23 protein-coding genes are annotated in these 21,222 nt (G+C 63.3%); 10 read left to right on the top strand and 13 right to left on the bottom strand.

The genetic code is table 11. The features are described from left to right. Genes DS839_RS32750 through DS839_RS32760 form a run of 3 tightly spaced genes read right to left on the bottom strand, consistent with a single transcriptional unit; the run spans position 1 to position 3,221 of the window. Positions 1-813 carry a carbohydrate ABC transporter permease gene (locus DS839_RS32750; protein WP_119274755.1) on the bottom strand — a complete coding sequence of 271 codons (813 nt, stop codon included), beginning with the start codon at positions 811-813 and terminating at the stop codon, positions 1-3. A 3-nt stretch (positions 814-816) separates the two neighbouring features. Then, positions 817-1,725: a carbohydrate ABC transporter permease gene (locus tag DS839_RS32755; protein WP_119274756.1), complete on the bottom strand. Its 909-nt coding sequence runs from the start codon at positions 1,723-1,725 to the stop codon at positions 817-819. A 59-nt stretch (positions 1,726-1,784) separates the two neighbouring features. Then, a complete protein-coding gene (locus DS839_RS32760; protein WP_119274757.1) occupies positions 1,785-3,221 on the bottom strand; it encodes a substrate-binding domain-containing protein in 1,437 nt (478 codons plus the stop codon). A gap of 220 nt (positions 3,222-3,441) precedes the next feature. Between DS839_RS32760 and DS839_RS32765 the strand changes: the two genes are divergently transcribed. Next, positions 3,442-4,713, top strand: a complete 1,272-nt coding sequence (locus DS839_RS32765) for an ROK family transcriptional regulator (protein WP_368912058.1) — start codon at positions 3,442-3,444, stop codon at positions 4,711-4,713. Positions 4,714-4,786: 73 nt separating this feature from the next. On the opposite strand, the gene DS839_RS32770 is transcribed toward DS839_RS32765, so the two are convergent. Continuing rightward, the gene (locus DS839_RS32770; RefSeq protein WP_119274758.1) at positions 4,787-5,575 is read right to left on the bottom strand and encodes an SDR family NAD(P)-dependent oxidoreductase; all 789 of its coding nucleotides are present in this window, start codon (positions 5,573-5,575) and stop codon (positions 4,787-4,789) included. A gap of 163 nt (positions 5,576-5,738) precedes the next feature. On the opposite strand from DS839_RS32770, the gene DS839_RS32775 reads away from it, so the two are divergent. From DS839_RS32775 to aac(3)-IV, 7 genes are read left to right on the top strand one after another with little or no spacing between them, the layout of a single operon-like run. Then, the gene (locus DS839_RS32775; protein ID WP_119274759.1) at positions 5,739-6,602 is read left to right on the top strand and encodes a DeoR/GlpR family DNA-binding transcription regulator; all 864 of its coding nucleotides are present in this window, start codon (positions 5,739-5,741) and stop codon (positions 6,600-6,602) included. 34 nt (positions 6,603-6,636) lie between these two features. Beyond that, a complete protein-coding gene (locus DS839_RS32780) occupies positions 6,637-7,434 on the top strand; it encodes a BtpA/SgcQ family protein (RefSeq protein ID WP_119274760.1) in 798 nt (265 codons plus the stop codon). Positions 7,435-7,444: 10 nt separating this feature from the next. Continuing rightward, positions 7,445-8,941: an FGGY-family carbohydrate kinase gene (locus tag DS839_RS32785; protein WP_119274761.1), complete on the top strand. Its 1,497-nt coding sequence runs from the start codon at positions 7,445-7,447 to the stop codon at positions 8,939-8,941. Next, positions 8,938-9,609, top strand: a complete 672-nt coding sequence (locus tag DS839_RS32790; protein WP_119274762.1) for an HAD family hydrolase — start codon at positions 8,938-8,940, stop codon at positions 9,607-9,609. Before DS839_RS32785 ends, DS839_RS32790 begins: the two co-directional genes overlap by 4 nt. A gap of 1 nt (position 9,610) precedes the next feature. Next, positions 9,611-9,931: a N,N-dimethylformamidase alpha subunit family protein gene (locus DS839_RS32795; protein WP_119274763.1), complete on the top strand. Its 321-nt coding sequence runs from the start codon at positions 9,611-9,613 to the stop codon at positions 9,929-9,931. A gap of 14 nt (positions 9,932-9,945) precedes the next feature. Further along, the gene (locus DS839_RS32800; protein WP_119274764.1) at positions 9,946-12,204 is read left to right on the top strand and encodes a N,N-dimethylformamidase beta subunit family domain-containing protein; all 2,259 of its coding nucleotides are present in this window, start codon (positions 9,946-9,948) and stop codon (positions 12,202-12,204) included. A gap of 20 nt (positions 12,205-12,224) precedes the next feature. Beyond that, positions 12,225-13,007, top strand: coding sequence for an AAC(3)-IV family aminoglycoside N-acetyltransferase (gene aac(3)-IV / locus DS839_RS32805; protein WP_119274765.1), 783 nt, complete (start codon positions 12,225-12,227; stop codon positions 13,005-13,007). Here the strand turns inward: aac(3)-IV and DS839_RS32810 are convergent. From DS839_RS32810 to hemP, 4 genes are read right to left on the bottom strand one after another with little or no spacing between them, the layout of a single operon-like run. Then, the gene (locus DS839_RS32810; RefSeq protein WP_119274766.1) at positions 12,991-13,761 is read right to left on the bottom strand and encodes a heme ABC transporter ATP-binding protein; all 771 of its coding nucleotides are present in this window, start codon (positions 13,759-13,761) and stop codon (positions 12,991-12,993) included. The two genes, aac(3)-IV and DS839_RS32810, sit on opposite strands and share 17 nt — an antisense overlap. Continuing rightward, positions 13,761-14,798 carry a FecCD family ABC transporter permease gene (locus DS839_RS32815; RefSeq protein WP_119274816.1) on the bottom strand — a complete coding sequence of 346 codons (1,038 nt, stop codon included), beginning with the start codon at positions 14,796-14,798 and terminating at the stop codon, positions 13,761-13,763. The genes DS839_RS32810 and DS839_RS32815 overlap by 1 nt, the downstream gene beginning before the upstream one ends. A 29-nt stretch (positions 14,799-14,827) precedes the next feature. Next, complete coding sequence (locus tag DS839_RS32820; RefSeq protein WP_119274767.1) at positions 14,828-15,730, bottom strand: heme/hemin ABC transporter substrate-binding protein; 903 nt, start codon at positions 15,728-15,730, stop codon at positions 14,828-14,830. Between the two features lie 10 nt (positions 15,731-15,740). Then, the gene (gene hemP, locus DS839_RS32825; protein ID WP_119274768.1) at positions 15,741-15,935 is read right to left on the bottom strand and encodes a hemin uptake protein HemP; all 195 of its coding nucleotides are present in this window, start codon (positions 15,933-15,935) and stop codon (positions 15,741-15,743) included. Between the two features lie 273 nt (positions 15,936-16,208). Here hemP and hmuQ point away from each other — a divergent pair, with 273 nt between their 5' ends. Both hmuQ and hutX read left to right on the top strand, forming a co-directional pair. Beyond that, positions 16,209-16,553 (top strand): heme-degrading protein HmuQ, encoded by a 345-nt coding sequence (gene hmuQ / locus DS839_RS32830; protein ID WP_119274769.1) that lies wholly within the window; start codon positions 16,209-16,211, stop codon positions 16,551-16,553. After that, positions 16,550-17,062 (top strand): heme utilization cystosolic carrier protein HutX, encoded by a 513-nt coding sequence (hutX, locus tag DS839_RS32835; RefSeq protein WP_119274770.1) that lies wholly within the window; start codon positions 16,550-16,552, stop codon positions 17,060-17,062. Before hmuQ ends, hutX begins: the two co-directional genes overlap by 4 nt. Positions 17,063-17,130: 68 nt before the next feature. Here the strand turns inward: hutX and DS839_RS32840 are convergent, their stop codons facing one another. The 5 genes from DS839_RS32840 to DS839_RS32860 form a co-directional block, all read right to left on the bottom strand. Further along, positions 17,131-17,415, bottom strand: a complete 285-nt coding sequence (locus DS839_RS32840) for a GIY-YIG nuclease family protein (RefSeq protein ID WP_119274771.1) — start codon at positions 17,413-17,415, stop codon at positions 17,131-17,133. A 132-nt stretch (positions 17,416-17,547) separates the two neighbouring features. Beyond that, entirely contained in the window at positions 17,548-18,534 is a 987-nt protein-coding gene (gene denD, locus DS839_RS32845; RefSeq protein ID WP_119274772.1) for a D-erythronate dehydrogenase, read from the bottom strand. Positions 18,535-18,596: 62 nt separating this feature from the next. Continuing rightward, positions 18,597-19,379, bottom strand: a complete 783-nt coding sequence (locus DS839_RS32850; protein WP_119274773.1) for an SDR family NAD(P)-dependent oxidoreductase — start codon at positions 19,377-19,379, stop codon at positions 18,597-18,599. Positions 19,380-19,391: 12 nt separating this feature from the next. Next, positions 19,392-20,162 carry an SDR family oxidoreductase gene (locus tag DS839_RS32855; RefSeq protein ID WP_119274774.1) on the bottom strand — a complete coding sequence of 257 codons (771 nt, stop codon included), beginning with the start codon at positions 20,160-20,162 and terminating at the stop codon, positions 19,392-19,394. Next, on the bottom strand, positions 20,159-21,157 hold the full coding sequence (locus DS839_RS32860; RefSeq protein WP_119274817.1) for an ABC transporter permease: 999 nt from the start codon (positions 21,155-21,157) through the stop codon (positions 20,159-20,161). Before DS839_RS32860 ends, DS839_RS32855 begins: the two co-directional genes overlap by 4 nt. Between the last annotated feature and the right edge of the window lie 65 nt (positions 21,158-21,222).

The following is a 21,222-nucleotide window of genomic DNA, read 5'->3' on the forward strand; positions in this document are numbered from 1 at the left end:
TCAGCCCTTTACTGAACCAAAAGTGAGCCCGCGCACGACATAGCGGTCGAGCGCCAGGAAGATGAGCATGGGTGGGATCATGGCGGCGACCGCGGCCGCGGCGATGAAACCCCAGGTGACGCCGGCGGTGCCGAAATAGCGCAAGGTGCCGACCGGCAAGGTCGCCGTCGCGCGATTGCTCAGGACCAGCGGGAAAGCGGCATTGTTCCAGGAGAAGACGAAGGCGAACATCGAGGTGACGATGAGGCCGGGCAGGATCAGGGGCAGGACGATGCGCCACAGGATGGTGGCGGTCGAGGCGCCATCGACCCGCGCCGCTTCCTCGATCTCGACCGGCACCTCGTCGATGAAGCTGCGCAAGAGCCAGATCGAGAACGGGATGGTCAGCGTCTGCAGGATGAGGATCATCGAGAAATAGCTGCCCTTGAGACCGGCAGCGCTGGCGAGGATCGAATAGGGGATGAGGAAGGCGACGGGTGGCGCCATCAGGAGGCCCAGATACCACATCATCAGATGCTTGCGCCCCTTGACCCGGAAGCGCGACAAAGCATAGGCGGCGGGCAGCGAGAAGGGCAGGTTGAGCAGGACGGCGCCCGCGGCGACCACCAGGCTGTTGAAGAGCTGCGGCAGGTTGTTGCCGGGATCGCCGAAAGTGTAGTTGATCGAGTCCCAGCTCGGCGTGAAGGCGAGGACCGGTGGCATGGCGAAGAACGTGTCGGCCGGGCGGATGGCGAGCAGCACGAACCAGAGGATCGGCCCGATGAAGATCACCAGCAGCAGCAGCATGAAGGCGTAGAGGGCCGCTTTCCTCATTGCTCAGTCCCACTCCTTGAAGGCGAAGAAGACCAGGAGTGCTATGATCGCATTGACGACGATCACCATGAGCCAGGTCATGGCGCTGGCAAGCCCGATATTGAAGTCGACGAGACCGTATTGATAGAGGCTGTAGCCCAGCGTCCGGGTCGAGGCGCCAGGCCCGCCCTTGGTCAGCACCAGGACGAGATCGAAGGTGTTGAAGAGCTGCATGAAGCGCAGCATGATCACGATCATCGCCGTCTTCTTGATGAGCGGGATCTTGATCTTCATCAGCATGGCGATGGGCGAGGCCTTGTCGATGCGCGCTGCCTCGATGATGTCGGGCGGGATCGACAGCAGTCCGGCATAGAGGACGATGGCGAAGAACGGCGTCCATTGCCAGATATCGGCGAAGAGGACGGCCCACAGCGCGGTGGTGCCGGAGCCGAGCAGCCCTTCGGCCGGCAGCGGGATCCCCAAGGAGGTGAGAAGCCACGGGATGAGGCCGCCGCCCGGGTCATACATGTAGCGGAACAGGAAGCCGACCACGATCGGCGCGATGGTCGTCGGCATGATGAGCAGCGCCCGCGTCACATTCATCCCCGGGAGCCGGTTCACCAGGAACAAGGCGATGGCGAGACCGAGGATGAACTCGATCGCCGTGCCGACGATGGTGATGAGGAGCGTGTTGTAGAGGGCGCCGAGGAAGAACGATCCGGACAGCGCCATTTCATAGTTGCCCCAGCCGATGAAGCCCATCGGTGTCGGGCTCATCTGCAGGTTCCAGAAATAGAAGCTGCTCTTCAGCGCGAAGACGAGCGGAAAGGCGATCAGCGCCACCAGCAGGATGATCGACGGGCTGATGAGCAGCCAGGGGACGAAGGCGGGCAGGCGTCGGGTTCTGTGCGGCAATGCGCTGAGCGATGGCATGGCGCTTCTCGAAATGAGAAGGGCGCGCGGACCGGGGGGATCGCGCGCCCTTCGCTCCCTTAAGCGAGCGAGGCCATCAGGGCCTTGGTCGCGTCGAGCGTGTCGTCATAGGATTCCTGCTGATAGGGAATGAGGAAATTGCCCTTGAGGATCGTCTGGAAGAACAGCGAGGTTTCCTTGAGCGCCTGCTCCGGCGTCAGCTCGCCGGACAGCACCTTGTTGAGGTTGAGTCCGTAGATGCCTTCGAGCGTCGTGTAGACCGGGCAGGGCGGACGCACGATCTTGCCGTTGCCTTCCTCGAGATCGGCGAGCTGGCCCGGCAGATGCGGATAGATCTTGATGAGATCGGGGTCCTTGTAGAGCGAGGGCCTGGCGAAATCGGAGAACTGGTAGCCGAACTTGTTGAAGAGGGCCATGTCCTTCTGGGTCTTGGCCGATGTCGCCCATTTGATGAACTGCCAGGCGGCGTCGCGGTTCAAGCTGTTGCCGGCGATGCCGAGGCTGTGCCCGCCGATGCTGACCACTTGCTTCTTGCCGGGCGCCGTCGGCAATCGCGCGATGCCGATCTTCTCGGCGATGACGGAATCCTTGCCCGTCATATAGCCGTCCTTCTTGCACAGATAGGCGTAAGGGGTCCACCAGTAGAAGATGCCGATATCGCCCTTGGCGAAGCGCATGCCGGCATCGAACCAATTGTAGCCGACCGCTTCAGGCGGCGAGTTCTTGTAGAGGGCGAGGAACGTCTTGAGCGCTTCTGCGGTTTCCGGCGTGTCGATGGTCGGCTCGAAATCCCATTTGCCGGTCGGAAAGCTCTTGAACCAATGGGTGCCCATGCTGGCGGCAAGCTGGGTGAACATATGGACGACCGGGGCGGGCTGCTGGCCCGAGACGACGGTACCTGCCATCTTGGCGCCCGAGAATTCCTTGCCGTTCAGTTTCTCGACGATGCCGAGATAGTCGGCCCAGCTCCAGCTGCCGTCGGTCGGAATCTTGACGCCGGCATTCTCGACATAGTCCTTGTAATAGAGAACGGTCTGGCCATAGGTGGCGACCGGCAGCGTGCCGACCTGGCCGCGCCAGGTGTTCATCGAATAGAGCGCTTGCGGCACATAGTCGTTGATGGCGCTGTCCTTGTCCGCCTTGATGAATTCATTGAGCGGCAGGATCCACTTGCTCTCGAGATATTGGCCGAGCCACATCTGGTCGACCGAGATGACATCGGCATCGGGCTCGTTGCTGATGAAGGAGGAGGTGAGGCGCGCCTGCAGCGCTTCGAGCGAAATGGCCTCGATCTGCAATTTGATGCCGCTCGCCTGCTGGAACTGATCGGCGAGCCCCTCGATGGCGTAATAGAAGGGATCACCGGCAAGCAGTACGCGCAGCGTCTTGTCTTGCGCCGAAGCGCGTCTTGGCTTGAGGCTGAGCGCGGTGGTGCCGGCAAGAGCGGCACCGCTTTTGAGCACGCTGCGGCGCGAGATTTTGGGTGTCGTGGCCATGTCATTTCCTCCGTTGTTGTGACGCGATGTCCGGTTCTCTCTTTTTTGCGTAAATAGTTTGTTTGATGCTCACACAAACTTATTGTATCGTCAAGCTATAGGGTGGCCGCCATGGGAGTGGGTGTTCGGGCTTCATGGTGCTAGGCCTCGCCAGGACCCAGTGCGATTCGTCCCAACGCAAGGGCTGGGCGAATCCATCGAAGGAGCAGGATCGACGGCAATGATGTCCGACGGAAGATCCTCGTCGGGGAGCGAAAGAGGCCGACCGGCAGCGGTCAACGAATTGCTGGATGAGTCCGTCAGGCCCCGGAGCCGGGCGCAGGGCCTGATCTCCTCCTCCGCGATCGGCCTCGCCAATCGCGGCCGCGTCCTCCAGGTGTTGTTCGATCTGGGCCCCACCAGCCGAGCCGAGCTGGCTCGCCATGTCGGCGTCAACCGCGCCACCATCACCGGCATCATCCAGCCCCTGATCGACCAAGGCCTTCTTGTCGATGGCGATCCCCTGCCGTCGAAAGGAAGCGGCGGCAAACCGGCCAAGCCCATGTGGTTCGCCAAGGACGCAGCGCCCATCTGCGCGGTGCTGCTGATGCATGACAGTGTGCAGTGCGGCCTGGTTTCCCTCGACGGCACGATCACGGCGGAAGTGAAAGTCGACTTCCCGCCGGATGCCGACATGGTCGAAGCGCTGTCGCGACCGATCTTCAACTCGATCAGCCGGACCTTGTTGCGCGCCCATCGCCCGCCGCTGGGCATCGGCGTGGCGGCGGGCGGCATGATCGACACCGACAGGGGATCGATCGTTGCGGTGAATCTCGCTCCCCTGCTCGCCGGTTTCCCGCTCGGCGCGGAGTTGACGCGCCGTTTCGGCCTGACCACACGCGTCGATCACCATCCGCGCGCCCTGCTGGTTGGCGACCGCTGGTTCGGCATCGGTCGCGGCAAGCGCAATTTCGCCGTCATCTATACGGGCGAGGTGCTGGGCGGGGCCATCTTCCTCGACGGTCATCTCTATCGCGGGCACGCCGGCGCCGGTGGTGAGCTCGGTCACACTTTCGTAGCTGTGGACGGCACGATCTGCCGCTGCGGCCGCCGCGGCTGCTGGGAGACCATCGCCACGCTGGGCTGGCTCCGCCGCGAGGCGGCAAAGGCCGGCCTTCCGGGAGCGCCCGCGTTGGAATCGCGCGGTCTCGTCGCGCTTGCCGAGAGTGGCGTCGAGGGAGCCGCGGAACTCCTTGATCTCTATGCTCGCAACGTCGCGATCGGTATCGCTAATCTGCAACAGACGATGGCGCCGAACTTCATCGTCCTGCATGGCGATGTGGTCGGAGGCGGTTCTCGTCTGCTCGATGCCATAGCTCAGCATGTCCGCGACCTCGTGCCCTGGCGCCCTGGGGGCGATATCGAACTCGTCATGGGAGACCTGGAGGACCGTGCCGCGCTGCGGGGTGCCGCCGGCCTCGTTCTCTCAGAGTTGCTCCACTTCACCTTGTGAGGCTTATGCTGGAGCAAATCCTTATCGCCAAAGTCTGCAACTTTGGCGGGATTTGCTCTAAGCCTCACGAGGGTCAGCCCATATAGACGCCGCCCGTGACATTGATGCCCTGTCCGGTCATGAAGCGCGCGGCATCGGAACACAGGAAGACGGCGAGGCCGGCAATGTCTTCCGGCTCTTCCAGCCGCCCGAGCGGCGTCTGTGCGACATATTCCTTGATCACCTGATCGGGTGTCAGGCCGCGCAGTTTCGCTTCCCAGGCGACCTCGCGCTCCTGCATCGAGGTTCTGACGAAGCCGGGACAGACCGCATTCACGCGGATGCCTTGCGCCGCGACCTCGCGCGCCAGCGCCTGCGTCCAGCCGAGCACGGCGAATTTGCTGGCCGAATAATGTGCGAGCAAGGGTGCGCCGACCTTGGCCGCGAGCGATGCCGTGTTGACGATCACGCCTTTCTTCTTCTCGCGCAGAAAATAGCGGACCGCGGCCTGGTTGGTGAGAAACACGCCCTTGATGTTGACGGCGAAGTTGAAATCCCATTCCTCATCGGTGAGGTCGATGGCGCGGTTCATCGTCGACACGCCGGCATTGGCGATCAATAGATCGTAGCCGCCGAGCGTCCCTTCGATCTGGGCGAAGGTCCTCTCGACATCGGCGCGCTTGCTGACATCGAGCGCGAAGGATTGGGCGTCCTTGCCGAGACTGGAGGCCGCCTGCCTGGCCGCTTCGCCATTGAGATCGGCGATAATGATCCTGACGCCATGAGCGGCAAGCGCGGTAGCGATGGCCTTGCCGATGCCGGTGGCGCCGCCCGTCACGATGGCAGTCTTGCCTTTGAGATCCGTCGCCAGAAGCGTACTCATGAGCCTTCGTTCAGTATTGTGCGAAAACACACATATCGCAACATACAGAAACAGTAAATCACTTTTATTCTGTGAGATTATGTTTGATAAAACGTGGTTCTGTGCTATCTCGTGGACAAGTCGTGTGAATTTGTCCAATTTTGTTCCGTAAGGACCCCATCATATGGCTCTGCCGACGGACACGCTAAACCCTGTTTCTGCCCCGGCACTTCGTGCCGATGGCACACGCCGTCTTCCTCTCGAATTGCGCCAGGCTCACCTATTGGAGCAACTGCGCAAGACCGGCTTCGTGTCAGTCGCCGAAGCCGCATCGGCGCTCGCGGTCTCGGAAATGACCATTCGCCGCGATCTCATCGATCTCGAGGCCGAGGGCCGCTTGGTGCGCACCCATGGCGGAGCCATCGCGCCGGAAAGCTCGAGCCCGCAGGCCTTCGACGACGAGGAGCCGGCCTTCGAGCAGCGTTTGCGGCAGAACAACCCGGCTAAGGAAGCGATCGCGACCGCCGCGGCGAGCCTCGTCAGCCCGCGCCAGACCGTGGCGCTCGATGTCGGCTCGAGCACCTTCGTCCTGGCCTCGCGGCTCATCGCCTTTCCGACCATCAAGGTCTTCACCAACTCCTTGCGCATTGCCACCCTTCTCGGGCGCGAGCGGCGCGATGTCTATTTGCCGGGCGGCGAGGTGCGCGGCAACGAGATGTCGATGTGCGGTCCGACCGCCATCGCCCAGTTCGAGCAATTGTGGTTCGACATCGCCTTCATCGGCGCGGCCGGTCTCACCGAAACCGGCTTCTTCGACTATTCGCTCGAGGACAGCGAGCTGAAGCGCGTCTATTTGCGCCGCTCGAGCCGCAAGGTGCTGCTCTGCGATGCGGCCAAGTTCAATCATCTGTCGCTGGTCCAGGTGGCATCGCTTGAGGCGATCGACATGCTGGTCACCAATGCCGCACCTTCGGGTGCGCTCGCGGAGGCTCTCGCCGCCGCCAATGTCGAGATCCGCATCGCCAAGTCCGCAAGCCTCGCTTCATGAACAGACCAGAGAAAACAGCAGGAGACTGACAGAGATGCCGTTCGATTTCTTCGCCAAGAAGAAGCCCGTCATTGCCATGGCGCATATCGGAGCCTTGCCGGGCACGCCGCTCTATGACGCGGCAGGCGGTGTCGACAAGCTCATCGCCTCCGTCATCAAGGATGTCGAGAAGCTCCAGGATGGCGGCGTCGATGCCATCATGTTCGGCAATGAGAACGACCGCCCCTATGTCTTCAAGGCGCCGCTCGAAGGTATCGCCGCCATGACGGCGGTGGTCCAGGCGCTGAAGCCCAGGCTCAAGGTGCCGTTCGGCGTGAACTATCTCTGGGATCCGAAGGCCAGCGTCGCCATCGGGGCGGTGACCGGCGCCAAGTTCGTGCGCGAGATCTTCACCGGCGTCTTCGCCTCCGACATGGGCATCTGGGAGCCGGATTGCGCCGGCGCAGCCCGCTTGCGCCGCAATCTCGGCTGTGCCGACATGAAGCTCCTGTTCAACATCAATGCCGAATTCGCCCATTCGCTCGACGGGCGACCGATCGAATTGCGCGCCAAGAGCGCGGTCTTCTCCTCGCTCGCCGATGCGATCCTGGTCTCAGGCCCCCTGACCGGCGAGCCCGCCGCGCAGTCCGACCTGCGCAAGGTGAAGGAGACGGTCAAGGACGTGCCGGTCTTCGCCAATACCGGCGTCAATATCGACAATGTCGCCGATGTGCTGTCGGTCGCCGACGGCATCGTCATCGGCACGCATTTCAAGGTCGACGGCAACACCTGGAACGCCGTCGACGGCAGCCGCGTCAAGCGCTTCATGGACAAGGTCGCCACTTTGCGCTGACGCACATCACATGACCTACGTCATCGGCCTCGATATCGGAACCACGTCGACGATCGGCATACTGATCGGCCTGCCGGACCGTATCCTGCATATCGCCACGCGTCCGGTGACGCTGACCGCGCGCCATCCGGGCTGGGCCGAGGAAGATCCCGAGCAATGGTGGTCGAATGCCGCGAGCATCGTGCGCGAGCTGATCGAGGCCGGCGGCATCAAACCGAGCGATATCGGAGCGATCGGTGTCACCGGCATGCTGCCGGCCGTCGTGCTGCTCGATGACAAGGGCCGCTTGCTTAGGCCCAGCATCCAGCAGAGCGATGCGCGCTGCGCCGCGGAAGTCGCCGAATTGCGCAACGCCGTCGACGAAGCTGCCTTCACCGGCAAGACCGGCAATGGCCTCAATCAGCAGCTCGTCACCGCCAAGCTTTTGTGGATCAGGAAGCACGAGCCCGAGATCTTCGCCAAGATTGCGACCGTCTTCGGCTCCTATGACTACATCAACTGGCGGCTGACGGCTAAGCGCGCGGTCGAGCAGAACTGGGCGCTGGAAGCGGGCTTCGTCAATCTTGCCAATCATCGCATCGATGATGATCTGGTCAGCCTGGCGGGAATCCCGCGAACTGCCGTCCCGCGCAAGACCCTCTCGCATGAGCTCCTGGGTCATGTCACGGAAGAAGCGGCGAAGGACCTCGGTCTGCCCGCCGGCATTCCGGTCGTCGCGGGCGCTGCCGATCATATCGCCTCCGCTCTCGCCGCCGGCCTGACGCGGCCCGGCGATGTGCTGCTCAAATTCGGCGGCTCCGTCGATGTGCTGATCGCCACCGACCGTGTCGCGCCCGATCCCCGCATGTATCTCGATTATCATCTGGTGCCCGGCCTCTATGTGCCCAATGGCTGCATGGCGACCGGCGGGTCGGGCCTCAACTGGTTCGTCAATAATTTCGCCGAAGGCGAGCGGCCGAAGGCGGACGCCAAGGGCCTGTCGCTGCACCAATGGCTCGATCATCTGGCGAGCGCCGTTCCGGCGGGCGCGCAAGGTGTCCGCATCCTGCCCTATTTCCTCGGCGAGAAGACGCCGATCCATGATGCTGATGTGCGTGGCGCGATACTGGGTCTCAGCCTGGCGCATGGGCCGGCGCATCTGTGGCGCGCCCTCCTCGAAGCTTACGCCTATGCGATCGCCCATCACATCGAGGTGCTGAACGACATGGGCCATCGCACGGAAACCTATTTCGCCTCCGACGGTGGTTCGAAGAGCACAGTCTGGATGCAGATCGTCGCCGATGTGCTGCAGAAGCCGGTGCAGCGCCTCGCCGGCCATCCGGGCTCATGCCTGGGAGCCGCCTGGACGGCGGCGATGGGCATTGGCGCCGCCAGCGACTGGTCGGCGGTCGACCGTTTCGTCAGCCTGGCGGACCGGCTCGAGCCCAATCCCGCCAATGCCCCGATCTACAAGCAAGGCTATGTCGCCTTCCGTGAGCTCTATCCAATAGTAAAGGGAATATCATGACGATCCGCGCAGTGGCCTGGGATGTCGACGGCACGCTGGTCGATAGCGAGCCTTTGCATCATGAGGCGCTGATCGCCGCCTGCCGCAATTGGAATGTCGATGTCTCCGATATCTCTGACGATGTGTTCCGCGGCGTGCATATGGGCGATGTGTGGCGTGCCCTGGCGCCACGCATGCCGGCCGCCGCCAAGGAGCGCGACTGGATCAAGGCCAATGACGACTTCTATGTCGAGCATCGCCGCTTGCTGAAGCCCATGCCGAAGGCGATCGAGACCGTCACCGCGCTGGCCGCGGCGGGTGTGCGGCAGATCTGCGTCTCCAATGCCGGCCGTATCCTTCTCGATGCCAATATCGACGCGCTGGGCCTCGGCTCGATCATGGATTTCACCTTGAGCCTCGACGATGTGGAGAACGGCAAGCCCCATCCTGAGCCTTATGCGTTGGGCTGCGCGCGCCTCGGCTTGGAGCCTCGGCAAATGGCCGCTGTCGAGGACAGCGAGACCGGGCGCCGCGCGGCGCGTGCCGCGGGCCTCCTGGTCATCGCCTATGATCATTTGGGCGGGCCCATCACCCATGCCGACCATGTGATCCGCGATCTGTCGAAACTGCCCGCCTTGCTTGTGGCGCATCGGCCTGCGACCATGCGGGCTGAAGCGAGTGGAGCGTGACATGTACAAGATCGATGCGGAGCGCGACCGGCAATATATAGAAGAGTTTCGCAAGCAACCGATCGGCGCCCATAGCCCGGGCCTGCAGCGCCTCCTCAACATCATGCGCCACGACCCGACCGGCTATCAGGTCGTGCTCATCTGCCGCAAGCCTTTCGCCGAATGGGTGCTCGGCACCATGCCGCCCAACCGTCTCGATGGACCGATCGCCATCGAAGACAGCCCCGTCTTCTTGAGCCGCGAGGAGGCTGAGTGGGAAGTCTTCCGCCGCCGCTGGCGCCAGCATACGGGCGAAGACATCAACCAGCCGTTCCGCGACTAAGAAACGAGAAGTCCATGCTCAAGATCGTCGGCTATCCGGACCGTTACAGTGTGACGCCAGGGGAGAAGATCGCCTTCAAGATATCGCTCGAAGAGGGCACGCATTTCGATGCCAGGCTGGTGCGCGTCGTCCATGGCGACTGCAATCCGGAAGGCCCCGGGCTCAAATTCCACCACGTCACATCGAACGCCGATGGTCGCCATCAGGGAAAGCCGCAGCGCATCGATGCGGGATCCTATGTCTCGATAGAGGATTTTCCCGCGCTGGCCTCGGGTCCTTTCACCTTCTTTGCGATCGTCTGGCCGACACTTCCGAAGCGCGGCAGCCAGACGCTGCTGGCGCAATGGGATGCGAAGGCCGAAAGTGGCTTCCGCATCGAGATGGTCGACGGCGGCGAGCTCGCGGTCAGCTTCGGCGATGGATCGGGCCGTCTGGCCGAGCTCAAGAGCTGCAAAGCGATGCTGGTGCGCCAGTGGTATCAGATCGCCGTGTCGATCGACCCCGCAACCCGCATGGTGACGCTCGATCAGCGGCCGTTGCAGCCCTATGCCGGGATCGACGATCGCGCCCATGCCTCGGGTAAGCTCGCTTTGGCGCCCAAACCCGTCGATGCGCCTCTGCTGATGGCGGGATGCCCCGAGGCCCAGGGCACCATCGGCCGCCATTTCGACGGCAAGATCGACGGTCCGCTGATCCTCTCCGGCATCCACACCGCCGACCGGCATGACGATTTCCTGCGCGGCATTATCGATCCGGCACTGCTTGCGCATGTCATGGCCAGATGGGACTTGTCGCAAGAGATCCGTTCGACCAAGGTGATCGATGTCGGCCCGTCGCGCCATCACGGCCGGGTCGTGCATTTGCCGGCGCGCGGCATGAAGGGCTGGAACTGGACCGGCGAGGAGCATAGCTGGGTGCGCAAGCCTGAGCAGTACGGCGCCATCCATTTCCATCACGACGACATCTATGACGCAGGCTGGGAGACTTCGGTCGACGTCACGATCCCTGCCGATCTCAAGAGCGGCGCCTATGCGCTCCATGTGAAATGCGGCGAAAATGACCGCGAGGCGACACGCGAGAATTACATCGCTTTCTTCGTCCGTCCGCCGCGCGACCGCAAGCAGCGCCAGGACCGCCCGAAGGTCCTGGTGCTCGCCTCGACCGCTTCCTATCTGGCCTATGCCAATCATGGCGAGCACATCACGGCGCGCGGTGCCGAGCGGCAGATGGGCCGTCTGCTGCAATTCGGCCATACCGACCTCTATATGTACGACCATCCCGAGCTCGGCGGCTCGCTCTATGACGCCCATGCCGACGGCTCGGGCGTATGCTATTCGTCGCGGCTTCGTCCCAATCTCAATTTCTCGCCGCAATATCACTCCTGGCTCGGCGGTCATGGCTCGGCCCTCTATCAATACAATGCCGACACCCATCTCTATGACTGGCTCGAGCATCAAGGCGTCGATTACGATCTCATCACCGATGAAGATCTGCACGATGACGGCTATGAGCTCATACGCGACTATCGCGTCGTCGTGACCGGCACCCATCCCGAATATCACTCGACCCCGATGTGGGATGCGATGAAGACGTGGATCGATCGCGGCGGCCGGCTCATGTATATGGGCGGCAATGGCTGGTATTGGCGCATCGCCTTCCATGACGAATTGCCGGGCGTCATCGAGGTCAGGCGCGCCGAGGACGGCATCCGCACCTGGGCGGCTGATCCCGGCGAATATTATCATTCCTTCACCGGCGAATATGGCGGCCTGTGGCGGCGCATCGGGCGGGCACCCAATGTCATTTGCGGCGTCGGCTTCATCGCCCAGGGCTTCGATGTCTCCTCCTATTACCGCCGCGCGCCCGATGCCGACAATCCGCGCGTCCGTTTCATCTTCAAGGACGTGCCCGACGAGATCATCGGCGATTTCGGACTGATCGGCGGCGGCGCGTCCGGCATCGAGCTCGATTGCCTCACCACCAATCTGGGCTCCCCGCCCAATATGCTGAGGCTCGCGTCATCGGAGAACCACAATTCCATGATGATGCTCGTCAATGAGGAATTCACCGTCGTGCCGCCCAATCTGGGCGGCGACCAGAATGAAAGGGTCAGGGCTGATCTCGCTTTCGGCGAGACGCCGTCGGGCGGCGCTCTGTTCGCGACTTCGTCGATCGCCTGGTGCGGGTCGCTCTCTCACAACAACTATGACAACAATGTCTCGCGCATCACCTGGAACGTCTTGCAGCGCTTTAGCGATCCTAAGCCCTTCTAGAGCGCAGAACGGCGGCGCTCATGCTTGAGCGCGCCAGGGCCGAGCTCGTCCGACAGCTCAGCAGTTTGGGAGTGGCGTCGGGTGACGTGCTCTTGGTGCACACCTCCTTCCGGGCTGTCGGTCCGATCGCCGGTGGCCCCTTGACCTTGATCGCAGCGCTCCGCGAGGTGCTGGGAGCGGGCGGGACCTTGGTCATGCCCTCCTGGTCCGGCAATGACGATGAGCCTTTCGATCCCACGACATCGCCGGCCTCGTCCGATCTCGGCATCACCGCCGACATGTTCTGGCGATTGCCGGGCGTCAGTCGCGGCGATCATCTCCAGGCCTTTGCCGCTGTCGGTCCCTTGGCAGAAGCCATCCTCGCCGATCCCTTGCCGCTGCCACCCCATATTCCCGAAAGCCCGGTCGGGCGCGTGCATGAACAGGACGGCAAGGTGCTGCTGCTCGGCGTCGGACATGACGCCAATACGACCTTGCATCTGGCCGAGCTCATGGCCGGTGTGCCCTATCGTTCGCCCGGCTATTGCACAATCCTCAAGGATGGCCAGCCAATGCGCATCGACTATGGCGAGAACAATCATTGCTGCGTCCGCTTCGCGCTCGCCGACGACTGGTTGCGCGGTGATGGCCTGCAGAGCGAAGGCCATGTCGGCCATGCACAAGCGCGCCTCATGCGCTCACGCGATCTGGTGCGCCTGGCACTCGCCCATCTGACGCGCGATGCCTTGCTGTTCCTCCACCAGCCGGCAGAGGCTTGTGAGGAATGCGACGAGGCGCGCTCGAGCATCACCCGGGCCGGTTGAGCAGAGCGAAAGGCCGGCCCGATTCCTTCGCGGTCGCGACCGGCATGTCGACGCCATAGACATCGAGGATCGCGGCGCGGTCGAGGATGTCGCACGCGGCGCCCTCGCGGAAGATGCGGCCCTCGGCCATCATCACCAGCCGGTCGGCATAGAGAGCGGCGAGATTGATGTCATGCAGGATCATCAGCGCGCCACCACCGCCCTCGACATGACGGCGCACCGCTTCCAGCGTCTGCAGCTGGTGGCGGATGTCGAGATTGGAGACGGGCTCGTCGAGCAAAAGGAAGGCCGATCCGTCGGGCTTGCCGGCCCAGGCCTGGCACAGGATACGGGCGAGTTGCACGCGCTGCTGCTCGCCGCCCGAGAGCTCCTGATAGAGGCGGCCTTCGAAGCCTGAAAGGCCGACGGCGTTGAGCGCTCTCAGCAAGATCTTTGTCCCGCCGCGCGCGGCTTCGAGACCGAGGCGCACGACTTCGAGCACCGTGAAGGGAAAATTGAGGCTCATCGATTGCGACAGCACGGCGCGCGCGCAAGCGAGCTCGCGGGGAGCTATGGCGGAAAGCGGCTTGCCGTCGAAAGTGACGCGGCCCTCATCGGGGACGAGATCGCCGGTCAGCGTCTTGAGCAAGGTCGATTTGCCGGCGCCGTTGGGACCTAAGATGATGACGAGCTCGCCGCGCGCCAGCGTCAGCGTGACGTCGCTGAGGACCGGCCGCTTGCCGAGACGGAGCGAGACACGTTCGGCGGCAAACATCAGAGATCGACCAGATTGCGGTTGCGCAGCAGGATCCACAGGAAGAACGGCGCGCCGAGGAGGGCGGTGACGATGCCGATCGGCAATTCGGCCGGCGCCACGATGGTGCGGCTCACCATGTCGGCGCAGGTGAGCAGCACCGCGCCGAACAGGACCGATGCCGGCAAGAGATAGCGGTGGTCCGGCCCGATGGCGAGGCGCAAGAGATGCGGCACGACGATGCCGATGAAGCCGATCGAGCCCGAAACCGCGACCGCCGTGCCGGTGAGGAGCGCCACGGCGATGATGGCGATGCGCTTCAGGAGTTGCACCGGGATGCCGAGATAGCGGGCTTCCGCCTCGCCCAGCGCCAGCGCGTTGAAGCCGCCGGCGAAGCCGCCCGCCAGCATCAGGCCCAGGGCGATGAAGGGAAGGACGGCGATGATCTTCTGCCAGCTGGCGCCGCCGAGGCTGCCGAGGCTCCAGAAGGTGAGCTCGCGCAGTTGCTGGTCGTTGCTCATGAAGATGAGGATGCCGCTCGCCGCCATCATCAGGGCAGCGATGGCGATGCCGCCCAAGAGCATGGTCGCGACCGATGTGCGCCCGCGCCGCGTGGCGATGAGATAGAGGGTGATGGTGGCGATGAGGCCGCCGAGGAAGGCGCCGATGGGCAGTACGTAAATGATCGCGGCGGCGCCGAGCAGGGCTTCGCCCAATACGATGGCGGCGATGGCGGCGAAGGTAGCGCCCGCCGAGACGCCGATGAGGCCCGGATCGGCAAGCGGATTTCGGAACAGGCCCTGCATCAGGGCGCCCGAGAAGGCGAGCGCCCCGCCGACGAGAATGGCGAGCACGGTGCGCGGCAGCCGGACGCTCCATACGATGGCGAGATCGCGCAGGTCGACGGTCTCAGGCGCGAAGATGGCATCGAGCACGGTCGCGACCGTGAGCGGCACCGGCCCGGTCATGACGGAGACGAGGCTGGTGACGACGAGCAGCAGCGCGAACATGATGAGCGCCAGCCTGGCGCGGGCACTGCGGTCGCCTTCCATCGGCATGGACGGCGCCGCCTCCGTCGAGAGCGTCGTCACAATGCCAGACCGGGATGCAGCGCCTTGGCAAGGGCTCGCGCCGCATGCGGTGTGCGGGGTCCGAAGCCCAGGAGATAGGATCCTTCCATGCGGATGAGGGCCTTGCTCTTCGCCGCCGGTACCTTGGCGAAGGGCTCCATGGCGAAGAGGTCGTCCGCGCCGATGTCGCCCTCGCGATGCATCATCACAACGGCTTCCGGCGCGGCCGCGAGGATGGCCTCGGCGCTCGCCTGTTTGTAGCCGTCGAAACCCTGGACGGCATTGATGCCGCCCGCGAGCGTGATGATCTCCTCGGCCGATGATTTGTGGCCGGCGGCGATGATGCGTCCGCCAACGAGGCTCAGGACGAACAACGCGCGCGGTCGCGCCACGCCATTCAGGGATTTGGCGAGGGATGCGAGCTCAGCCGCGATGGACTGGGTGAGCAGGGCGCCCTTGTCCTTGACATCGAGGATGTCGGCGATGAGCGCGATCTTGCTGGCGATGGCCTCGGCGCCCGGCCGGTAGTCGACCAGCGCCAGCGGGATGCCGCTCTGCTTCAAGGCGGCGATCACTTCCGGCGGACCGGAGCCGGCGCTCGCCAGGATGAGATCGGGCGAGGTCGAGAGCACGCCTTCGGTCGACAGCGCCCGCATATAGCCGACCTTCGGCAGGGCCATCACCTCATTCGGATAGGCGCTCGTGGTGTCGGTGGCGATGACGCGCCGGCCGTCGCCGAGCGCGAAGACGATCTCGGTGACATCGCCGCCGATCGTGAGGATACGGTCGAGCTTGCCGATCGTGACGTGATCGCCCGATGCGTCCTTGATGGCGCGGGCGCGAAGAGCGGAAGGTGCCGTCATCGCCAGGACGGCGCCGGCGCCGGCCGTCAGCAGCCGGCGGCGGGAAAGCTTGAGCATGGCCTTGACCTCACTTGTTGAGGAGGAGTCCGCCCGAGCGGGTGATCCTGAGACGATAGAGCTCGCCTTGATGCTCGATGCGGATCTCGGTCTTGTCGCGGAACAGGTCGCGCGAGGAATAGACGGCTTCGCCTTGGGCTTCCGCGTCATAGGCCGCACCCGTCTTCTGCGGGGCCGGTTCGTTATGGGGGGTAGGATTGATCATGAGACACCACTCCGCAGGGGTTGCGGAACGTGGCGATCAGCTAGTTCCGAGGCTCGTTGCTGTTCGAGAGAATAGTTGACTAATTAAGTCGGATATTGCTATTCGTCAAGCATCATCTGGAGTTAGCTGGCTTTTCCTGGAGAAGGAAATGCGTTATCCCGGATGTGCCAGCACGCAAGCAAGCCCGTCCCCAATGCCCGAGGACGGCGAGCCAGCCAGCCAGAGCGATGACCCACCCCTTATTGCTCACCCATAAGGCTCGAGGAAGAATCGATGACATTCATTGCCATGAACCGCTTCAAGGTGCCGAAGGACTCCGGCGCCGAATTCGAACAAGTGTGGCTCAAGCGCGACAGCCATCTGAACGACATGCAGGGCTTCGTCGAGTTCCATTTGCTGCGCGGGCCGGAGCAGGAGGACCACATTCTTTATTCTTCGCATACGGTGTGGCGCACAAAGGCCGATTTCGAGGCCTGGACGAAATCCGACGCCTTCCGCCAGGCGCATGCGCGCGCCGGCGACAATTCCAACAAGAAACTGTTCCTGGGCCATCCGCAATTCGAAGGCTTCGAGGCGGTCCAGACCTTGACCGCGACGCCGCGCGGAGCCGCGGCATGACGGTTGCGCCGAAGGAGAAGCCGCCGTCGGTCGAGGAGGTGCTCGCCGCAAAATCCGACGGCGTGCTCGAAATGATCGCCGCGCAATGCCGCGTGCCGCTCGCCCGCGTCTTCGATGAGTTGCCCGAGGGCGCGGCGAAGCGCGTGCCGGGCAGCCGCTTCGAGGAACTGTGGCAGGACCTCACCCAATGGGGCGATGTGCTGTTCATCGTGCATACGCGCGACATCGTGCTCGAATGCAAAGGGCCCTTGCCTCCGGGCGCCAGCGCGCAAGGCTATTTCAACATCCACGGGGACAGCCCGATCGGCGGCCATATCAAGGCCGATCGCTGTGCCGCGATCTATTTCATCGACCGCCTGTTCCACGGACGGCGTTCCTGCTCGCTCCAGTTCATCAATGGCGAAGGCGAGGCGATGTTCAAGGTCTTCGTGCCGCGCGACGACAAGCGCGAGCTGATCGCCGGTCAGCTCGGCAAGTTCGAGGAGTTGCGGGCGAAGATGGTGGGCTAGGCACGAGGTCCGCACCCCCCAATTCGTCATGGCCGGGCTTGACCCGGCCATCCAGCCCTGCCACGAGCTCAAAAGCTCAAATACAAATCCTCCCATTCAGGGTTCATCTTTTCGATCAGATCGAGTTTCCATTTGCGCGGCCAACGCTTGAGCGACGTTTCGCGCTGAATTGCATCTGCGACAGAAGGATAGGTCTCGTACCAGACCAGCATCTTGAGACCGTATTTGCGAGTGAAGATGCTACCGCGCCCTTCCTTGTGTTCATAAACACGTCCAGAAAGATTGCTCGTCACGCCGATATAGATCGTGCCGTTGCGTTTGTTCGCCATGATATAGACGAAGCCTTCCTTCATGGACCGATCGTCGGCAAAACTGGATGGCCGGGTCAAGCCCGGCCATGACGAGTTAGGGAAGCACGCTCGCCTGGAGTCCCACGCTACTATTTCCCAAATCCCACGGTCTGGCCCGCGATTGCAAGCGAAAACTTAGCCGACCTTTCCGCCGAGCTCGTCCTCGATGTGGATGCGGATGATCTCATCGAAGGTCTTTTCCGCCTGGAAGCCGAGCGCCGTGGCGCGCCTGGCGTCGAAATTCTGCGGCCAGCCGGAGACGATCTTGACGATCGTGGGATCGGGCTCGCGGCGGATGAGCTTGACCGCCTTTTCGCCCGCCACCCGGCGAAGAGCTTCGATCTGCTCGCCGACCGTTGCCGAAAGTCCAGGCAAGGTGACATTGCGCCGGTTGCCGAGGGCAGAAAGATCCATCGTCATCGCATGCAAGAGGAAGGAGACGGCGGCGCGGGGCGAGGCGTGCCAGTGGCGCACGCTCTCATCGACGGGGAGCACCGCCTCCTGGCCCGACAGCGGCTCGCGCAGGATATTGGAGAAGAAGCCCGAGGCCGCCTTGTTGGGCTTGCCGGGCCTGACGCAGATGGTCGGCAAACGGATGCCGATGCCGTCGAAGAAGCCGCGGCGCGAATAGTCGGAGAGCAGGAGCTCGCCGATCGCCTTCTGCGTGCCATAGGAGGTGAGTGGTGTCGTGAAGAACTCGTCGCCGATCTTGTCGGGGAAGGGTGCCCCGAAGACGGCGATCGACGAAGTAAAGACGAGGCGCGGCACATAGGGCGATTTCAGCCCCTCTTGCCTTATGGCCTCGAACAGGGCGCGCGTCGCGTCGAGATTGATGCGGTAGCCGCGGTCGAAATCGGCCTCCGCCTCGCCCGAGACGATGGCCGCGAGATGCACGATCATGTCGGGCCGCGCGGCGATCAGCCTCTCGGCGACGCCGGGACTGGCGAGATCGGCCGCCTGCGTAACGACCTTGCCGCCGAAGCCTTGCGGCTTGTCGGGGGCCACGACGTCGACGAGACTCAATTGATCGATTGTCCTCGAGCCGATGCGTCCGTCGCGAACCAATCTTTCGGTGAGCTTGCGGCCGACCATGCCGGCAGCGCCAATGATGAGGATATGCATGAGACTTTCTCTAGGTGAGTATTAGGGAATCCATTGGGCCACAGACTGTGTCTTTGCTCAAGTCAATATGTGGCGGTGAAGCCGCCATCGACGACGAGCACCGTGCCGGTCACATAGAGGCTGTCGTCGCTGGCGAGGAAGAGGATGGGCCCGGCGACATCTTGAGGCTTCCCGGCGCGCCTGAGCGGCATGCGGCCATATTTGAAATAGATGTCCTGGAACCAGTCGGTCTGGTGCTCATGCGGCGTGCCCAGCTTCTGCTCGGCCATGCGGGTGTCGATATAGCCCGGCGCCACCGCATTGGCCCTGATGCCGAAGGGCCCGAAATCCACCGCCATGCAGCGGGTCAGATTGACGAGGCCGCCTTTCGCCGTTGCATAGGCCATGGCATGCGGCTGGCCGCGAATACCCTGTACCGAAGCGATATTGACGATGCTGCCGGAAGGGCTTTGCTTCAGATAGGGCAGCGCCGCCTTGGCGACATGGAGGGCCGAGTCGAGATTGATGGAAAGCACATGGCGCCAGTGCGCATCGCTCAATTGCTCGATCGGCGTGTCGTCCGAGATCGCGGCATTATTGATGAGGATATCGATGCGGCCCCAGGCGGCAACGGCCTTGTCCACCATCGCCGCAACGCTCTGAGGGTCGGCCACGTCGCAGACCGCAGCCTGGACGATGAGTCCCTGCGCCTCGAGCCCGGCCGCGGCCTCGGCGAGGACATCCGCATCGATGTCGGACATGAGAACCTTGGCCCCTTCCTCGGCCAGGCGTTTCGCCGCCGCGAGGCCGATGCCGCGCGCGGCGCCGGTGACGAGCGCGACGCGGCCGCTCAACCGTTTCGACATGGGTCTTCTCCGTTATTCCGGACGGATACGGAAATCCTTGCCTTCCGGCAAGGTCTGGCCGCCGTCGACGATGATCGTCGTGCCGGTGATGTAGGAGGCCTCGTCGGAGCTGAGGAACAGCACCGCATTGGCGATGTCGGCCGGCGTTCCGAGCCGCCCCAGCGGGATCGAGTCTTCCATGCCCTTGATGAAAGCTTGCGAGCGGTGCTCGGTGATGGCTTCGGTGAGGACATTGCCGGGCTCGACGCCGTTGACGGTGATGCCGTAGCTCGCGAATTCGAGCGCCGCCGCCTTGATGAAGCCGTTGATGCCGGCCTTGCTCGCCGAATAATGGCCGTGGCCGGGGCTCGTCACGCGGGGGCCGGTGATCGACGAGGTGAAGACCATGCGGCCGTAGTTCTTCTGCTTCATCACGGCAAGTGCTGAACGGGCGGCGAGGAAAGTGCCCCTGAGATTGACCGCCATCACCCTGTCCCATTCCTCAAGGTCGATGTCTTCGATCAGCGTCCAGGGATAGATGCCGGCATTCTGCACCAATATGTCGAGACCGCCGAACTGCTCCACCGTATGAGCGACGGCGGCGTCGACATCCCGGGCATGCGCGATATTCGTTTCGATGAAGCTGGCGCCGAGGCGCTGTGCCGTCGCCTGGCCTGCCGCGAGCTCCGTATCGGCGAGGACGACCTGCGCTCCTTCCGCGATGAAGCGCGCGACGATGCCGGCGCCGATGCCGCGCGCCGCGCCGATGACCAGCGCGCTTTTCTTCTCGAGACGCTTCGTCATGCGAGCTTCTGCCGGATCTGCAGTTTCACCGTATCGAGGAGGACGGCGGCGAGCACCATGCCGCCGAGGATCATCTGGGTGTAATGCGCGGGCAGGCCCATGAGATTGATGGCGGTATGGATGGAATAGATCAGGAGCACGCCGGCATAGACGCCGGGCAATTGGCCGATGCCGCCCTTGAGGCTGACGCCGCCGATCACCACGGCGGCGAAGGCGTTGAACAGCATGCCGACGCCGAGATTGGCGGTGGCGCCCGAGGTGCGGATGGCGAGCAGCCAGCCGGCAAGGCCCGAAATGGCGCCAGCCAGAACGAAGCTGATGGCGACCAGCCGATCGACGCGGATGCCGGCGCGGAAGGTCGCCACCGAGTTGCCGCCGATCATGGTGACATGGCGCCCGAATGGCGTCTTGCGCATGATGAAGGTGAATACGGCGAAGCACAGGATCGCGATCCAGGCGATGAGCGGGATATAGAGGAATGTCTGGATGGCCATGAAGCGGATCTCGGGGGCGAGATCCTGGGCAGAGCGGCCACCCGAGATCGCCACCACCAGGCCGCGCACCCAGATATAGGCGGCGAGCGTCACGATGAAGGCGTTCATCCTGAGCTTGACGACGAGCCAGGCATTGGTGGCGCCGATGACGGCGCCGACGATGATGGCGATGGCGAGCGACAGAGGCAGAACGAGCCATGCGGGCGTCGTCGTAAGCCCAACTCCGATGCCGTGCGAGGCGAAGAGGATGCCGGTGACCATAGCGGAAAGCGCCGTCGTCGATTCGATCGACAGATCCATATTGCCGGCGATGACGACGATGGCGAGGCCGATGGCCATGACGCCGACGAAGGTCGACTGCTCGACGATATTGGCGAAGATGCCGATCTGGAAGAAATTCGGAATGGCGATCGAAAACACCACCAGCACGATGGCGAGCATGAACCAGACCAGATTGTCGAGCACGAATTCGATGAATGCTCTCTGCTGGGAACCGATCATCATTTACTCCGTAAGCGTCATTTCCCTTTCAGGATTTCCCCTCTCCCGTCCGAAGGATGGGAGAG

It is taken from the genome of Taklimakanibacter deserti (assembly GCA_003574785.1).

Bases quoted from the DNA above. Each gene is read 5' to 3' on its own strand.
- DS839_RS32755 (WP_119274756.1), bottom strand. From the start codon at position 1,725: ATGCCATCGCTCAGCGCATTGCCGCACAGAACCCGACGCCTGCCCGCC.
- DS839_RS32765 (WP_368912058.1), top strand. From the start codon at position 3,442: ATGATGTCCGACGGAAGATCCTCGTCGGGGAGCGAAAGAGGCCGACCG.
- DS839_RS32815 (WP_119274816.1), bottom strand. From the start codon at position 14,798: ATGCCGATGGAAGGCGACCGCAGTGCCCGCGCCAGGCTGGCGCTCATC.
- DS839_RS32750 (WP_119274755.1), bottom strand. From the start codon at position 813: ATGAGGAAAGCGGCCCTCTACGCCTTCATGCTGCTGCTGCTGGTGATC.
- DS839_RS32810 (WP_119274766.1), bottom strand. From the start codon at position 13,761: ATGTTTGCCGCCGAACGTGTCTCGCTCCGTCTCGGCAAGCGGCCGGTC.
- DS839_RS32790 (WP_119274762.1), top strand. From the start codon at position 8,938: ATGACGATCCGCGCAGTGGCCTGGGATGTCGACGGCACGCTGGTCGAT.
- denD (WP_119274772.1), bottom strand. From the start codon at position 18,534: ATGCATATCCTCATCATTGGCGCTGCCGGCATGGTCGGCCGCAAGCTC.
- DS839_RS32780 (WP_119274760.1), top strand. From the start codon at position 6,637: ATGCCGTTCGATTTCTTCGCCAAGAAGAAGCCCGTCATTGCCATGGCG.
- DS839_RS32855 (WP_119274774.1), bottom strand. From the start codon at position 20,162: ATGACGAAGCGTCTCGAGAAGAAAAGCGCGCTGGTCATCGGCGCGGCG.
- DS839_RS32770 (WP_119274758.1), bottom strand. From the start codon at position 5,575: ATGAGTACGCTTCTGGCGACGGATCTCAAAGGCAAGACTGCCATCGTG.
- DS839_RS32860 (WP_119274817.1), bottom strand. From the start codon at position 21,157: ATGATCGGTTCCCAGCAGAGAGCATTCATCGAATTCGTGCTCGACAAT.
- DS839_RS32820 (WP_119274767.1), bottom strand. From the start codon at position 15,730: ATGCTCAAGCTTTCCCGCCGCCGGCTGCTGACGGCCGGCGCCGGCGCC.
- DS839_RS32840 (WP_119274771.1), bottom strand. From the start codon at position 17,415: ATGAAGGAAGGCTTCGTCTATATCATGGCGAACAAACGCAACGGCACG.
- DS839_RS32850 (WP_119274773.1), bottom strand. From the start codon at position 19,379: ATGTCGAAACGGTTGAGCGGCCGCGTCGCGCTCGTCACCGGCGCCGCG.
- hmuQ (WP_119274769.1), top strand. From the start codon at position 16,209: ATGACATTCATTGCCATGAACCGCTTCAAGGTGCCGAAGGACTCCGGC.
- DS839_RS32800 (WP_119274764.1), top strand. From the start codon at position 9,946: ATGCTCAAGATCGTCGGCTATCCGGACCGTTACAGTGTGACGCCAGGG.
- DS839_RS32775 (WP_119274759.1), top strand. From the start codon at position 5,739: ATGGCTCTGCCGACGGACACGCTAAACCCTGTTTCTGCCCCGGCACTT.
- hemP (WP_119274768.1), bottom strand. From the start codon at position 15,935: ATGATCAATCCTACCCCCCATAACGAACCGGCCCCGCAGAAGACGGGT.
- DS839_RS32785 (WP_119274761.1), top strand. From the start codon at position 7,445: ATGACCTACGTCATCGGCCTCGATATCGGAACCACGTCGACGATCGGC.
- hutX (WP_119274770.1), top strand. From the start codon at position 16,550: ATGACGGTTGCGCCGAAGGAGAAGCCGCCGTCGGTCGAGGAGGTGCTC.
- DS839_RS32760 (WP_119274757.1), bottom strand. From the start codon at position 3,221: ATGGCCACGACACCCAAAATCTCGCGCCGCAGCGTGCTCAAAAGCGGT.
- DS839_RS32795 (WP_119274763.1), top strand. From the start codon at position 9,611: ATGTACAAGATCGATGCGGAGCGCGACCGGCAATATATAGAAGAGTTT.